The organism is Gordonia sp. VNK1 (genome assembly GCF_040049135.1).
Classification (GTDB): domain Bacteria; phylum Actinomycetota; class Actinomycetes; order Mycobacteriales; family Mycobacteriaceae; genus Gordonia; species Gordonia oleivorans.
The window spans coordinates 47,625-62,566 of the sequence record NZ_JBDZDJ010000013.1 but is presented as its reverse complement, the minus strand read 5'-3'; the positions used below and the strand labels follow the sequence as shown (position 1 = coordinate 62,566).

Here is a 14,942-nt window from a genome sequence, read left to right as displayed (position 1 = left end):
GGTGCCCCGGGCGAATACCCTGGGCGAATGGATCCTCTGGTGACGGCCGTCGTGATCGACGATCATCCGTTCTTCCGCGACGGCGTGGCCCGCGGGCTGACGCAGAGCGGACGCATCCGCGTGCTGGGGGAGGCGTCCGACGGTGAGACCGGGCTCGCCCTGATCAAACGGGAACTGCCCGACGTGGCCGTCGTCGACTATCAGATGCCCGGCAAGTCCGGCGCCGACGTCGCGCATGCGGTCACCCGGGACGGACTCGCCACCAAGGTGTTGCTGCTGTCGGCGGTCACCGACTCACCCATCGTGTTCCGGGCGCTCGAACAGGGCGCCTCGGGATATCTCGCCAAGGACGCCGACCGCGACGAGATCGTCGGCGCCGTCACGCGAGTGGCCAAGGGCGAGACGGTGGTTCCCCCGGAATTGGCCGCCGGTCTGGTGGGCGAGATCCGGTCCCGGGCGACGTCGGACGCCCCGATCCTCAGCGAGCGTGAACGCCAAGTGCTCGACGGCTTCGCGCGCGGCCTGTCCATCCCGCAACTCGCCGCCGAGCTGTACATCGGCGCGTCGACGGTCAAGACCCACACCCAGCGTCTCTACGAGAAACTCGGCGTCTCCGACCGCGCGGCCGCGGTCGCCGAAGGCATGCGACGCGGGCTCCTCGAGTGACACCGGCCGACGGACCGGCCGACGGACTGGCCGACGCGGCACCACTCCTGGGCCTCGCCGAACTCGCCGACGAACGCCGCATCTCCCGCATCCTGCTGGACAACGCCCTGCACGGGATCCGCATCCAGGTGGCGTTACGTCTGCTGCTCGCGGTCTTCGTCCTGCTCACCGTCACCGTCGACGCCCCCGCCGAGCATGCGGTGGCATGCATCGCCATCGCCGCCGCGTATGCGGTGTGGGCGGTGGTGGGTGTCGTCCTCGCACCGCGCGGCGGTCTGGACGTCATCCGCTGGTCGTGGACGGCGTTGTTCGTCGACCTCGCGGTACTGGTCGCGGTCACCCTGATCGCCGGCGCATCCGATGAGACCAGTTGGACCGCCGACATTCTCGTCGCCGGATTCTTCGTGGTGCCGATGATCGCGGCGGTCGGATTGCGGCCGGGGGTCTGTGCGGCAGTGATGATCCCGACGGTCGTGGTGTTCTTCGTCGCGAGTGCGCTGGCCAAGGACCCCAACGGCCGGCCGTGGTCATACATCCTGCTGAGCACCCTGGCCCTGGCGACCCTCGCCGTCGGCGCCGTGGCGCTCTCGCGTCTGCAACGCTCCCGGGTGGTGACGATCGGTTCGCTCGCCGCGGCCCGCGCACGTCTTCTCGACGACGTGATCCAGATCGAGCAACGCGAACGCCGCGACCTGGCCGAACACCTGCACGACGGCGCGCTCCAGTATGTCCTCGGGGCACGCCAGGAGCTCGCCACCCTCCGCGACGCTCCCGCCGATCCGGAGACGATCGCCCGTATCGACGAGGCGCTACGCGAGTCGGGAAAACTGCTGCGATCCACCCTCGGGGAGCTCCACCCGGCCGTCCTGGAGCAGTCCGGGCTCGCGGTCGCACTGACCGACCTGGCCCGCGCGATCGAGCACCGCTCCGGCATGCACATCGCCGTCGACACCGCCGGATGGCCCGCCGGCACCAGCACACCTGCCGACTCGGTGCTGTTCTCCACCGCCCGTGAACTGCTCACCAACGTCGTCAAACATGCGCGCGCGAGCTCGGTGGAGGTGACCGCCGAACTCGACGACGGCCGGGCACGGCTCGTCGTCCTCGACGACGGCATCGGCATCGACGACGCCGCGGCCGCCCGGCGGATCTCCGACGGCCACATCGGATTGGCGTCCCGTCGAACACGTCTGGAGGGTCAGGGCGGCAGCCTGGAGATCATCCGGCGTCCCGGCGGCGGCACCGTCGCGATCGCCGTCCTCCCGATGACCCCGGCCGGCTGAGCCGCCGGGGGACGAGCCGGTCCCCCGATCGGTGGAGGGACCCTTCCACCATCACATCCCCCGGTCGGCCGAATCCCGGAGCGGACGATCCACGGCAGAGTTGTCGGTGTCAGCAGGACACGGGCCACACCACCGAGGCCCACACCGAAAACATCTACGGGACACCGTGATTCACGATCAGGAGACACTCATGACCAGCACCGCCCACCTCAGCACCGCCCGCCTCGCCGCCGCCGGAGTCGGCCTCGCCTGCCTCACCGCCGGCGCCCTCGCACTCACGGCCCCGGCCGCGCACGCCGGCACCCTGCCCGTCACCCACCCCGGCGAGCCGACCATCGCGATGACGATCACCAACCACACCGATAAGACCGAACACCTCCTCAACGACGGCACCAGCCCCAACGGCATCTGGGTCAACGCTCCCCGCCAGACCCTCGCCCCGGGTGCCACCGAGATCGTCACCGCCGTCGCACCACACGGCACCACCCTCGACATGCACGTCGCCTACCGCGTCGGACTCGCCGGACCCACCGCGACCTACGAGGTCAGCAACAACCAGCACAACACGAACATCGCCAACACCGGGATGACCGGTCCGTTCGCGAAGAACTACTGGATCAACCACACCTTCTCCAGCCACTACCCCAACACCAACATCGGTTTCGATCTCTGGTGAGGACATCACCGACGGCTCCGCTCACGCGGGCGTTCCGCATCCACGCGGCACGCCCGCGTTCGCGCGCTCTGTGCAATGACCGCGCGACTGAGCAGGTACCACGCCGAGCAGAAGCACCCGCGCCGAGCAGGCGCCGCGTCCACCAGAACCACCCGCGCCGAGCGGGGTGGCATGATCGACCGGTGAGCACCATCGTCTTCGTCCACGCCCACCCCGACGACGAGGGAACCGGCACCGCGGGCAGCATGATCCGCGCCTCCCGGGAGGGGCACCGGGTGGTCGTCGTGTACTGCACCGACGGCGATCCGGGCGATGTGCCCGACGATCTCGCGCCCGGCGAGACGGTGGCGAGCCGACGACGCGGCGAGGCCGAGGCATCGGCGGCCATCACCGGCACCGAACGGATCGTGTGGCTGGGATACGCCGACTCCGGGATGACCGGGTGGGCGCAGAACGAGGCCGACGGGGTGTTCTCCCGCGCCGATCTCTCCGAGGCGGCGCGTCGGCTGGCCGACATCCTCGACGAGGAGAGCGCCGACGTCGTCGTCGGTTATGACTGGCACGGCGGCTACGGCCATCCCGATCACATCATGCTGCACAAGGCGACTCGCGCCGCGGCCGATCTCGCCGCGACGACGCCCCGCTATCTCGAGGTCACCATGAACCGCGACCTGATGCGGGAGTTGTTCGTCCTCGCGACCGCGGCGGGCATGGACGGGTTCGACCCGGACACCGCGGGCGACGACGGCAACCCGATCGGAACGCCTGAGGCAGAACTGCATTGGGCCGTCGACCTCGGTGACGACGTGATCGCCAAACGCGAGGCGCTGGCGTGTCACGCCAGTCAGACCGACGTCAGACAACTCCTGGAGATACCGGTCGAGATGTTCCCGTTCGCCTTCGGTACCGAGCACTACCTGGAACCGGGCCGACCGACCGGCATGGTCCGCGCCTGGTGGCTCGACGAGACGGCCACCGACGCCGACACCGACGCGCCGACCGGGTGACCGGCCGGCGCGTCGCAGGTGGATTCAGACGCCGACCGCAGCCCCGGTCAACGGCGGATTCTGCTCGAGGACGACATTCTCGTCCTCGGTGAATGCCCGTGCCCGGGAAAGGAATCGGACGCCCTCGGGTGATTCGAGACTGAATCCGGCGCCGCGTCCCTTGACCACGTCGAGGATGAGCTGGGTGTGCTTCCAGAGTTCGAACTGGTCGCCGTTGATCCAGACCCGCACCGCCGGAAGCGGTTCCGGGAGCGTGATCTCGCCGACCAACACATCACGTTGTCCCACACGGTATTCCCCGACCGGATAACACATCGGGGCCGAGCCGTCACAGCATCCACCACTTTGGTGGATCATGAGTCCGCCGTGCAGCTCCGACAATTTCGTCAGGAGCTGCACGGCGGCGTCTGTGGCGACCACCCGATCAGGCACTTGCTGTTCGGTGGTCATCGATTACCTCACTTCTCAGAAGAATCCCTTGGCATTCTGAGCGTAACCAACCAAGAGGTTCTTGGTCTGCTGGTAGTGCTCCAGCATCATCAGGTGGGTTTCGCGGCCGATACCGGACTGCTTGTACCCGCCGAAGGCGGCGTGTGCCGGGTAATCGTGGTAGGTGTTCGTCCACACGCGACCGGCCTGGATCTCGCGGCCCGCGCGGTAGGCGGTGGCACCGTCACGGCTCCACACACCGGCACCGAGGCCGTAGAGGGTGTCGTTGGCGATGTGGATGGCGTCGGCGTAGTCCTTGAAGGTCGTCACGGCCAGCACCGGGCCGAAGATCTCCTCCTGGAAGATGCGCATCTTGTTGTGGCCGTCGAAGACGGTCGGCTTGATGTAGTAACCGTCGGACAGATCGCCACCGAGGTCGGCGGCCTCGCCACCGATGAGCACCTTGGCACCCTCTTCCTGACCGATGGCCAGGTACGACTGGATCTTCTCGTACTGGTCGTTGGACGCCTGCGCACCCATCATGGTCTCGGTGTCGAGCGGGTTGCCCTGCTTGATCTTGCTGACGCGCTCGACGGCCTTGGCGATGAAGTCGTCGTAGATGTTCTCCTGGATCAGCGCGCGGCTCGGGCAGGTGCAGACCTCACCCTGGTTGAGGGCGAACATCGAGAAGCCCTCGAGGGCGCGATCGAGGAAGCCGTCGTCGGCGCTCATCACATCGTTGAAGAAGATGTTCGGGCTCTTGCCACCGAGTTCCAGGGTGACCGGGATCAGGTTCTCCGAGGCGTACTGCATGATCAGGCGGCCGGTGGTGGTCTCACCGGTGAAGGCGATCTTGCGGATGCGGTTGCTCGAGGCGAGCGGCTTGCCGGCCTCGACGCCGAAGCCGTTGACGATGTTGATGACACCGGCGGGCAGCAGGTCGGCGATGAGGCTCATCAGGTAGAGGATCGACGCCGGGGTCTGCTCGGCGGGCTTGAGGACGACGGCGTTGCCTGCGGCCAGCGCCGGGGCCAGCTTCCACACGGCCATCAGGATCGGGAAGTTCCACGGGATGATCTGGCCGACGACGCCGAGCGGCTCGTGGAAGTGGTAGGCGACGGTGTCCTCGTCGACCTCGGAGATCGAGCCCTCCTGGGCGCGCAGGGCGCCGGCGAAGTAGCGGAAGTGATCGATGGCCAGCGGGATGTCGGCGGCCAGGGTCTCACGGACGGCCTTGCCGTTGTCCCAGGTCTCGGCGACGGCGATCTTCTCGAGGTTCTCCTCGAGGCGGTCGGCGATGCGCAGCAGCACCAGCGAACGCTCGGCCACCGACACCTTGCCCCACTGCGGGGCGGCCTTGTGGGCGGCGTCGAGCGCGAGGTCGATGTCCTCGGCGGTGGAGCGGGCGACCTCGCAGAAGACCTTGCCGTCGACCGGTGAGGGATTCTCGAAGTACTGACCCTTGACCGGCGGGGTCCACTGGCCGCCGATCCAGTTGTCGTAGCGCGACTCAAAGCTCATCACCGATCCATCGGTTCCCGGCTTCGCGTAAACAGTCATGTGTCTCCAGCTCCTCAGTGCCAGTGTCGGGGTGTCACACGGCCGCTTGCCGCGGTGTGTGTGATCTGTTGCACACAGTAGGAGGCCTGTGGTTGCAGCCACGTTGCAGCGGCGTTCGCAACGTTGCATACCCTCATTTCCGCTGTTCACAGCCACCGCCGGAGGGCAATCCCGGGGTGTGGTCGCCGGCGTCGGCGACGACGTTGCAACGTTGCGGCACGAAGAATCGATCGGACGGGGCCGCGGGCCGGGCATGGCATGCGCGGCGGGTGGCGAACGGGGGACGACGACGTCCCCTGAGGAACTGAAATCCCTCTACCGAAGAGATGAACTTTCCGGTCCGGACAACTACTCCATCGCCGTGAGCTGCAACGATGGCAGCAATCACCCCAGAGCTGTTCGCGATGGCGCATGTTCTTGCGTCAGATGAAAGATGTCCGTGTACGAGAACATCCGCGTCAGGTATCCCGAGAGGTTTCCGCCATGAGCACCCCCCGCTCGTCGACCGATCGATCCGCGTCGCCGCTCGTCGGCGTACTGCTCGTTCTCGCATGCGTGGTGGCGGCGACGCTGATGGCCGTCATGCTGATCACCGCGGTCGACACGGAGATGACCCCCGACCGGCCGATCGTCCCGACGATGAATGCCGATCCGCAGCAGCCGGGTGACCCGGCGGCGACTCAGACCCCGTGACGACTCAGGCCCCGTAGCGCCGATCCAGCAGCCGGATCCGGCCGCCGACCACCGCGCGATCCGGGTGTCCCACCGGAAGCCGGTGCTCGAGCCGACGCCACGCGACCAGATCATCGCGACCATGCGTCGACGACGTCCACGTCCGCAGCGCACCCACCTCGCCCTCGGCGATCACCCGCGAACGCACGTCCTCGCGGATCTCCTCGAAGATCTCGGTGATGCCGGGGGCGGTCGATTCGACGAGCAGTCCGCCGCGGCCGAGGGCCTCGACGACGGCGCTCAGATCCCCACCGTCGGCGATCCGCCGGCGGATGTCACCGATGTCGGAGGTCATGTCGACGGTCAGACGGTACGGCCGCGACGACACCACATCGGTGCCCAGGTCACGCCGCAGCCGGGAGATCTCCGCGCGCACCGTCACCGGGTCGATCCCGTCACCGGCCAGCTGTATGGCCAGTTGTTCGGTGTTGAGCCCCTCCGGGTAGGCCTGCAGCAGGATCAGGATCTCGGCATGGCGTCGTGACAGGGTGCGCTCACCGGCGGCGTCGCCGTCCCGTCGCCATCGGTAGGTGTTGTCGCCGAGGACGGTCAGCCGCGCGCCCCCGCTCTCGGCCGGTGCGGCAAAGGTCGCCGGGTCGGCCAGGTTCACCGCACGCGACTGCAGTTCACGCTCCACCGCGGCGACGACGGAACGCACCGCCGCCAGCGCGAACGGTGCGGCCACCTCCCGGCCGCCGGTCACGTCGATGACGCCGATCACGTGCCCGGTCAGCGGGTCGTGCACCGGGGCCGCCGCACAGCTGTAGTCCTGCACCGCATCGGAGAAGTGTTCCGGCCCGATCACCTGCACACCCTTGTCGACGGCCAGGGCCAGACCGGGCGCGTTGGTCCCCACCACGTCCTCGCTCCACACCGAACCCTCGACGAAGTTGATCGTGGCGGCCCGGTCGCGGGCCTCGGTGCTGCCCTCCACCCACAGCAAGCGGCCGACCTGGTCGGTCAACGCCACCACGACGCCGGAATCGGCGATGTCGTCGAGCATCAGGTTCTGCACGAGCGGACGCACCGAGGTGATCGGATGGTCCTGGCGGTAGCGGGAGAACTCAGCCATCGTCATGGTGGCGCTGTCGTCGTCCTCGGGGAGAGGATCGACCGGATCGATGCCGCGATCACGGGACCGCGACCAGGATTCACGCACCACCGAACGCACCGCGTCCGTGGGCGGCGTGATCCCCGACAGAAAATCCTCGTAGGCACGCCGGATACGCGACGTCCCGAGTTCCGTCATAGTTCTTCTCTCGCTAGCACCTCTGTCGCCCCGATTATGCCAACTTCACTGTGAGGTGGGCTACACACCACGGTTTCGGCCGCCGATAAGTCACGGCAACCACCCGTTCCGGCGCGGATATCGGGCCCGGAGATGACTGTAAAGATAGGTGCTGACCAGCAATGCGGCAGCACATCCGACCGCGGGCCAGAGAAAACCGTTGTTCATCGACGACGATCCCATGGCCGCGACGGCCCAGCCGATCACCAGCACGATGGTCGCGATGGTGGCCAGCAGACGCACGACGAGCACGAAGGTCGTGATGATCCACCAGAGCGTGACACGGGCGGACTCCGCGGCGGGTGCCATGGCAGCAGCGTACCGAGGTCGAGGTACGCAGCCCCCTCTCTCGGGGAACCCGCGGCCCGCCCCGGCCCGGGTTCGAGGCTGCCCGATATGCCCTCTTGTCGAGCACAATGGAGGTATGCGCACCCTCCTGAACATCATCTGGCTGCTCTTCTGCGGTATCTGGATGGCCCTCGGCTACGTCGTCGCCGGCATCATCTGCTGCATCCTCATCATCACGATCCCCTTCGGAATCGCGTCCTTCCGCATCGCCAACTACGCCCTGTGGCCGTTCGGCCGCACCGTGGTCCGCAAGCCGACCGCCGGCGCGGCGTCGACGATCGGCAACATCATCTGGATCGTGTTCGCCGGACTGTGGCTGGCCATCGGCCACATCACCAGCGGTATCGCCATGTGCCTGACCATCATCGGCATCCCACTGGGCCTCGCCAGCTTCAAGATGGTGCCCGTCTCACTGCTGCCGCTCGGCGCCGAGATCGTCCCCGCCGACCAGGCGACACCCGGCTACATCGCACCACCCCCGCCGCCGGTCCGATACTGACCCGGGCGGTTGCCCGCCGAACCCTCCCACTCGACAGCACCGACCGCCAGGCACCGACCGCCCATCACGACCCATCCGAACGCGCTCCGGGTCCGAACATCGGGCATGACCTCCTTCGGTTCCGACGGGTCCCCGACGCCCCGCGTCCCACACCACCGGCCACGCGTCGCCGTGGTGGGCAGCGGCGTCGCCGGACTCACCGCCGCCTACCGACTGTCCGCGCACGCCTCGGTCACCCTGTTCGAGGCCGATGACCGGCTCGGCGGGCACGCCCACACCCATCTCGTCGACGTCCCGGCCACCGACGGGAGCCCGGCCACCACCCTGGCCGTCGACTCCGGATTCATCGTCCACAACGACCGCACCTACCCCACGCTGCAGGCGATGTTCGCCGAACTCGGTGTGCCGACCCAGGACACCGACATGTCGATGTCGGTGCACTCGGAGCTCACCGGCCTCGAATATGCGGGCGCATTGGGCGTATCGGGCCTGTTCCCCACCATGCGGACCCTCACCCGCGGCCGCTACCTGCGAATGCTCGGCGAGGTGGTCCGCTTTCATCGGGCGGCCCGCAAACTCCTCGACGATTCCGCTGCCGACGATTCCGCTGCCGACGGTTCGGCGGACGTGGCGCTCGCGGATTTCGTACGCCGCGAACGCTTCTCCGACTACTTCGTCGAGAACTTCCTGCTGCCGCTGGTCGCCGCGGTGTGGTCGTGTGATGCGCAGACCGCGGCGGAGTACCCGGCACGCTACCTGTTCACCTTCCTCGACCACCACGGCATGCTGACGGTGTTCGGCTCACCCACCTGGCGCACCGTCGTCGGCGGATCGGTCACCTACGTGAACGCGATCGCCGACCGGGTCGTCGCCCGTGGCGGACAGATCCGGCTCAACACCCCGGTGCGACGCATCGACGACCTCGCCGCGTCGATCGCCATCGCCACCGACGACGGCGAGTTGGAGATGTTCGACGCCGCCGTCGTCGCCACACATCCGCATCAGGCCCTGCGCGCTCTCGCCGCTCCCACACAGGACCAGCACAGCGTCCTCTCGGCGATCACCTACGACCCCAAACCGGCCGTGCTGCACACCGACATCTCGCTGCTTCCGCGCGCCCGGCGTGCGTGGGCGTCCTGGAACTACCAGATCCGCCCAGACTCGGTCAGCCCAGACTCGAGCAACCGAGACTCGAGCAACCCGGGCTCGAGCAACGCCGACTCGATCAGCGCTGCCCCGAACCCCACCCCGGACACCGTCGAACGCGCCGCGACCACCGTCCACGGCGACGCGCTCGATGGGTCCGGGGTGGCCGTCACCTACGATCTGACCCGGCTGATGCGGTTGCCGACCACCGCGCCGCGCATGCTGGTGACCCTCGGCCGCACCGATCTCGTCGACCCGGCGTCGGTGATCGCGGAGATGACGTACGAGCATCCGGTGTACACCACCGAATCGGTTGCCGCGCAGCGTCGTCTGGCGCAGATCAACACCGACCGGCTCGTGTTCGCCGGCGCCTACCACGGGTGGGGTTTCCACGAGGACGGTGCCGCATCCGGCGCGGGCGCCGCCGAACTCCTCATCGCCACGCTCGGCGAGAATGACCGTCGGGAAGCGAATCATCGCATGCTGCAACAGGACCCGACGTGAACGCCTATGCGGCCGCGCACGGGGCCCGGATCGTGGAAACCCGGATCACCCACACCCGCCGATCACCCCTGCACCATTCCTTCACCTATCGATCCTCGTCCTGGCTCATCGACGTCGACCGGCCACCCCGGTTCGACGGCCCCGGGGCATGGTTCGCCGAGTTCCGTCCGGCCGACCACTTTCCCGAACCGGTCGCCGACGGAGAATCGTTGCGCGAGAGGCTCAATGGTCATCTGTCCGGCGCCGGGGTCACCCCCGCCGACGGATCGGTGCTCGCACTGTTGTCGCCGCGGGTGGCGGGCTACGTGTTCAACCCGTTGAGCGTGTTCTGGTGTCACCGCGGCGACGGCAGCCTCGCGTATGTGGTGGCCGAGGTGCACAACACCTACGGCGAACGGCACTGCTACGTCGTCACACCCGACGACCACGGACGAGCCATGGTGGACAAGGAGTTCTATGTCTCACCGTTCCACGACGTGTCGGGCCACTACCGACTGCGGCTCCCCGAGCCCGATCCGTCCGGCCGGGTCGCCGTCTCGATCACGCTCGACCGCCCCGGCGCCGAGCCCTTCGTCGCCTCGTTGACCGGCCACGCCGTCCCGGTGACGCGGCGGACATTCCTTGCCGCACAACTGCGCACACCGTTGTCCCCGCTGGTGGTCTCGGCGCGGATCCGGTGGCAGGGCATCCGGCTCTGGGCGCGACGCCTGCCGATCAGGCCACGACCCGACCATGACCACACTTCGACCATCGCATCGACCGTGACGGAAGGACGCCGATGAGCACGCACATCCCGAACACCGATCACACCCACACTCACGATCTGACCCCCGAGGACGCCCACCGCTGGCCCGATGTGGCAGCGGTTCCGACCGGACGGGCGGCCCGCCTGCGCGGGCTGGCCGCGGGCCGGTTGTTCCGTTACGCCGCAGCCGATCTCGATGTCCGGATCGAGTATCCGGATGGCAGCCGCAACGGACGGTCCGCCCGTTCGGTGCAGCCCCGCATGATCCTGCGCCGACCCGACGATTTCGCGCGCCGGGTGGGCAGCGGCGGACTCATCGGTTTCGGTGAATCATTCATGGCCGGCGACTGGAGCACCGACGACCTCGTCGGCGTACTGACCCCCTTCGCGTCGCGGGTCGCGCGCCTGGTGCCGCGCCCACTGCAGGCCCTGCGGCCGCTGGTGCTGCCGAAACACCCTGCCGAGGAAGAGAACACGACGGCCAACACTCGGTCCAACATCGCCCGGCACTATGACCTGTCCAACGAGTTGTTCGCCACCTTCCTCGACGAGACGATGACGTACTCGAGTGCCCTGTTCGCCGATCCTGCAACCACCGATATCGACGATCTGCCCGCACCGGATTGGGCCGATCTGGCCGACGCCCAACGCCGCAAGGTGGACCGTCTCCTCGATCTCGCCGGCGTGGGAGAGGGCACCCGGCTCCTCGAGATCGGCACCGGCTGGGGCGAATTGTGCCTGCGCGCCGCCGCCCGCGGCGCCACCGTACGTTCGGTGACGCTGTCCTCCGAGCAACGCGATCTCGCGCTGCGTCGCGTCGCCGACGCCGGACTGGCCGACCGGGTACAGATCGATCTGCTCGACTACCGCCTCGTCGAGGGCACCTACGACGCGGTCGTGTCGGTGGAGATGATCGAAGCGGTCGGCGAAAAGTATTGGCCGACATATTTTTCCACCATCGACCGGCTGCTCGCACCGGGCGGGCGGGTGGCCATCCAGGCGATCACCATGCCACACGACCGCATGCGCGCCTCACGCCACACCTACACATGGGTGCACAAGTACATCTTCCCGGGCGGACAACTGACCTCCCTGAAGGCGTTGCGGTCGGTGACCGCCCAGCACACGTCGTTGCGGCTGACCGACACCATGGCGATGGGCACGCACTACGCGGAGACATTGCGGCTGTGGCGGGAACGCTTCACCGCCCGGCGACGTGAGGTCGCCGAACTCGGCTTCGACGCCACCTTCATGCGGATGTGGCAGTTCTATCTCGCCTACTCCGAGGCCGGTTTTCGGGCCGGGTATCTCGATGTGCATCAGCTGGTCTTCGCCCGGCCGGACCGGGGTGAACCGCGGTGACCGGCTGGGCGGGCTTCGGGATTCTCACCGCCTGTGCGCTGCTGCTCGTGGTGGTCCTGCAGGCGGTGACCTTCGCCATCGGCCATCGGATCGGGCGGTTCAACGTCGTCGACGTCACGTGGGGCCTCGGTTTCGTCGGGGTGGCCTGGCTGTCGCTGATCCTCGGTGGCGGCGACCCGGTCCGCCGATGGTTGCTGGCCGTCGGCGTGAGCGTATGGGGTCTGCGCCTGGCCTGGCACATGGTGGGCAAGTCCAAGGGCAAGGGGGAGGATCCCCGGTACCAGGAGATGCTGGAACGCTCCGGCGGCAACGGGCTGTGGGTGGTCGCCCGCAAGATCTTCGCCACCCAGGGTGCGGCGCAATGGTTTGTCTCCCTACCCATTCAGGTGTCGGCCGTCGCAGGTCCCACACCCGCCCCGGCCTGGATCGTGGCGGCGCTGGGCATCGTGGTCTTCCTCGTCGGACTGGGCTTCGAGGCGGTCGGCGACGCCCAGCTGCGGGCCTTCAAGGCCGATCCCGCCAACAAGGGCGCGATCATGGATCGCGGTCTGTGGGCGTGGACCCGTCACCCCAACTACTTCGGCGACGCATCGGTGTGGTGGGGCATCTGGCTGGTCGCCGCGAGTTCGGGTGCCATGACCACCGGAGCGACGGTGATCGGATGCCCGGGTGTGCTCACCGTGTTGTCACCGGTGGTGATGACCTACTTCCTGGTGTACGCGACCGGCGCCCGGCTCCTGGAGAAGTCGATGAGCCGCCGGCCCGGCTATCCCGAGTATCAAGCCCGCACGTCGTACTTCCTTCCCCGCCCACCGAGATCGCGGGGCGACGCATCCACCACGGCGACCCGGCCACGGCCATGATCTTCGGGGTACCGGCCACCGCGCCCGGACTGTGGGCGCCGAGCGGACCGGATTCGTTGAGGCGGCGACGGACACCCACTAGGGTGAGCCTCGATGAGCACAGACGCGAACGGCACCGGCGCGCGCTGCACCGGAGTCAACGGCCCCGGGGCACGGATGTGACCGCCCGCGACACCGACGGTGTGGCCGTGCTGTCGGATCTGCTGGCGCGCATCGCCGACGGTGACACCGCCGCCTTCGCCGAGTTCTACGACCTCACCGCGCGGCGGGTCTACGGCATGGTGCGGCGGGTGCTCCGGGATGCGGGATACAGCGAGGAGACCACGCAGGAGGTCTATCTGCAGGTGTGGCGTTCCGCGCACACCTTCGATCCCGCCGCCGGGTCGGCATTGAGCTGGCTGATCACCCTGGCCCATCGGCGGGCGGTCGACCGGGTCCGGTCGGAGACCGCCGCCACCCGACGCGACACCGACTACTCCGCGGCGGACTTCGTGCGGTCCTTCGACGTCGTCAGCGACGAGGTCGAAGGCCGGGAGGCGCGTGAACGCGTGCAGGGTTGCCTGGACGGCCTAACCGACCGCCAGCGGGAATCCGTGGCCCTGGCCTATTACAACGGTCTGACCTACCGCGAGGTGGCGGAGCTTCTTTCTGTGGCCCTGCCGACCATCAAGAGTCGTATCCGCGACGGCTTGACGCGTCTCCGCAACTGCTTGGGGGACAACGATGTCTGACGACGAACTCCTCGATCTGGCGCCGCTACTCGGCCTCGACGCGCTTTCGCCCGCCGAGGTCGACTCGGTACATCGACGCCGCGCGCGCGCCGATGCCGCCACCCGCGCCGAATTCGACCGTCGTGTCCGCGACACCAGGGAGGCGATGGCCTCGGTCAGTTCGGTCACCGAGACCGCCCCGCCCGCGGCGTTGCGCGAGCAGATCCTGGCCGCGACGCGGGCCGAGATGACCGTCGTGCGTCGCCCTGCCGAACCGGTCGCGGCCGAGGACACCGCGGACGTGCCGGCGTCCGAGGCGCGGGTGTACCCACTGACCCGGCGCCGCTGGGCATATGCGGCCGCCGCCGCTGCGGTGGCCGTCGCGGTCGGTGGGCTCGGATGGGCGATCGGCTCGGGCCTGTCCTCGGATACCACCCCGCAAACACCCACGGCCGAAAAGGTCTTCACCTCCGAGGACGTCCGCACCTCCTCGGGAGCGGTCGCCGGGGGACGGGCAACACTCACGTTCTCCGAATCCGCAGACGCCGGAGTTCTCGTGATGAACGATGTTCCACCGCCCCAGCCGGGTACGGTGTACCAGATGTGGCTGTTGAGTCCGGACGGTGCCACGTCGGCGGGCACCATGACGCAGGCCGACGTCGCGCCGTCGACCACCGCCGTGATCCCACACCTCGGCGACGCCACCTCGCTGGCCTTCACCGTGTCCCCACCCGGCGGCTCCACCGCGCCCGGCGACATCGTCGCCCAGTTGCCGCTGGGCTGAGGCGTGCCCGGCGCGCAGGTGTTCCCACTGGTCGAGTCGGCCCGGAACGCTGGCTGCCGCGTCGATCTCCGTCGAAACGGAGGACCGAGTCGAGACCCGGCGAGGTCGGGCCGGTACGCCACCCCACGTCCCGCCGATCACGGCCCCACGCTTGACAGGTCACCGCCCATTCCGCACACTTGTTGCAATAGATGCAGCTGGTTGCACAATACGCAACAGCCCATCGGGGGCAGCCCCGCATCCCGCACGACAGCACGACGCAGCGTCGCGTCATCTCTCTCCATCGCCAGTTATCCCCATCCCCAGTCCCGTTCCGCGCCGGGCCCACCGCCGGCGCAGA

The 14,942-nt window shown here is 68.2% G+C and carries 16 protein-coding genes; 12 read left to right on the top strand and 4 right to left on the bottom strand.

The features are described 5' to 3' along the window. The first annotated feature begins 27 nt into the window (after window positions 1-27). The 4 genes from ABLE94_RS16575 (at window position 28) to ABLE94_RS16560 (ending at window position 3,632) form a co-directional block, all read left to right on the top strand. The gene (locus tag ABLE94_RS16575; RefSeq protein ID WP_348809299.1) at window positions 28-666 is read left to right on the top strand and encodes a response regulator; all 639 of its coding nucleotides are present in this window, start codon (window positions 28-30) and stop codon (window positions 664-666) included. Continuing rightward, a complete protein-coding gene (locus tag ABLE94_RS16570; RefSeq protein WP_348809298.1) occupies window positions 663-1,949 on the top strand; it encodes a sensor histidine kinase in 1,287 nt (428 codons plus the stop codon). The genes ABLE94_RS16575 and ABLE94_RS16570 overlap by 4 nt, the downstream gene beginning before the upstream one ends. 190 nt (window positions 1,950-2,139) lie before the next feature. Beyond that, entirely contained in the window at window positions 2,140-2,625 is a 486-nt protein-coding gene (locus ABLE94_RS16565; protein WP_348809297.1) for a hypothetical protein, read from the top strand. 182 nt (window positions 2,626-2,807) lie between these two features. After that, window positions 2,808-3,632, top strand: a complete 825-nt coding sequence (locus ABLE94_RS16560; RefSeq protein ID WP_348805665.1) for a PIG-L deacetylase family protein — start codon at window positions 2,808-2,810, stop codon at window positions 3,630-3,632. Window positions 3,633-3,656: 24 nt separating this feature from the next. On the opposite strand, the gene ABLE94_RS16555 is transcribed toward ABLE94_RS16560, so the two are convergent. Both ABLE94_RS16555 and exaC read right to left on the bottom strand, forming a co-directional pair. Continuing rightward, window positions 3,657-4,082, bottom strand: a complete 426-nt coding sequence (locus tag ABLE94_RS16555; protein WP_348805666.1) for a DUF779 domain-containing protein — start codon at window positions 4,080-4,082, stop codon at window positions 3,657-3,659. Between the two features lie 15 nt (window positions 4,083-4,097). Further along, a complete protein-coding gene (exaC, locus tag ABLE94_RS16550; RefSeq protein WP_348805667.1) occupies window positions 4,098-5,621 on the bottom strand; it encodes an acetaldehyde dehydrogenase ExaC in 1,524 nt (507 codons plus the stop codon). A 483-nt stretch (window positions 5,622-6,104) separates the two neighbouring features. Here exaC and ABLE94_RS16545 point away from each other — a divergent pair, with 483 nt between their 5' ends. Beyond that, window positions 6,105-6,314 (top strand): hypothetical protein, encoded by a 210-nt coding sequence (locus ABLE94_RS16545; protein ID WP_348805668.1) that lies wholly within the window; start codon window positions 6,105-6,107, stop codon window positions 6,312-6,314. A gap of 4 nt (window positions 6,315-6,318) precedes the next feature. Here the strand turns inward: ABLE94_RS16545 and ABLE94_RS16540 are convergent, their stop codons facing one another. Then, a complete protein-coding gene (locus ABLE94_RS16540; RefSeq protein ID WP_348805669.1) occupies window positions 6,319-7,602 on the bottom strand; it encodes a GAF domain-containing protein in 1,284 nt (427 codons plus the stop codon). 90 nt (window positions 7,603-7,692) lie between these two features. Then, a complete protein-coding gene (locus tag ABLE94_RS16535) occupies window positions 7,693-7,950 on the bottom strand; it encodes a hypothetical protein (protein ID WP_348809296.1) in 258 nt (85 codons plus the stop codon). 115 nt (window positions 7,951-8,065) lie between these two features. Here ABLE94_RS16535 and ABLE94_RS16530 point away from each other — a divergent pair, with 115 nt between their 5' ends. The 7 genes from ABLE94_RS16530 (at window position 8,066) to ABLE94_RS16500 (ending at window position 14,602) form a co-directional block, all read left to right on the top strand. Next, complete coding sequence (locus ABLE94_RS16530; protein WP_348809295.1) at window positions 8,066-8,488, top strand: YccF domain-containing protein; 423 nt, start codon at window positions 8,066-8,068, stop codon at window positions 8,486-8,488. A 105-nt stretch (window positions 8,489-8,593) separates the two neighbouring features. Then, a complete protein-coding gene (locus ABLE94_RS16525; protein WP_348809294.1) occupies window positions 8,594-10,138 on the top strand; it encodes an NAD(P)/FAD-dependent oxidoreductase in 1,545 nt (514 codons plus the stop codon). Then, window positions 10,135-10,920, top strand: a complete 786-nt coding sequence (locus ABLE94_RS16520) for a DUF1365 domain-containing protein (protein WP_348805673.1) — start codon at window positions 10,135-10,137, stop codon at window positions 10,918-10,920. Before ABLE94_RS16525 ends, ABLE94_RS16520 begins: the two co-directional genes overlap by 4 nt. Next, the gene (locus ABLE94_RS16515) at window positions 10,917-12,245 is read left to right on the top strand and encodes a class I SAM-dependent methyltransferase (protein ID WP_348809293.1); all 1,329 of its coding nucleotides are present in this window, start codon (window positions 10,917-10,919) and stop codon (window positions 12,243-12,245) included. Before ABLE94_RS16520 ends, ABLE94_RS16515 begins: the two co-directional genes overlap by 4 nt. Further along, window positions 12,242-13,108, top strand: coding sequence for a DUF1295 domain-containing protein (locus ABLE94_RS16510; protein ID WP_348805675.1), 867 nt, complete (start codon window positions 12,242-12,244; stop codon window positions 13,106-13,108). The genes ABLE94_RS16515 and ABLE94_RS16510 overlap by 4 nt, the downstream gene beginning before the upstream one ends. Before the next feature lie 158 nt (window positions 13,109-13,266). Further along, window positions 13,267-13,839 carry an ECF RNA polymerase sigma factor SigK gene (gene sigK, locus ABLE94_RS16505; protein ID WP_348809292.1) on the top strand — a complete coding sequence of 191 codons (573 nt, stop codon included), beginning with the start codon at window positions 13,267-13,269 and terminating at the stop codon, window positions 13,837-13,839. Then, on the top strand, window positions 13,832-14,602 hold the full coding sequence (locus ABLE94_RS16500) for an anti-sigma factor (RefSeq protein ID WP_348809291.1): 771 nt from the start codon (window positions 13,832-13,834) through the stop codon (window positions 14,600-14,602). The genes sigK and ABLE94_RS16500 overlap by 8 nt, the downstream gene beginning before the upstream one ends. Window positions 14,603-14,942 lie beyond the last annotated feature (340 nt).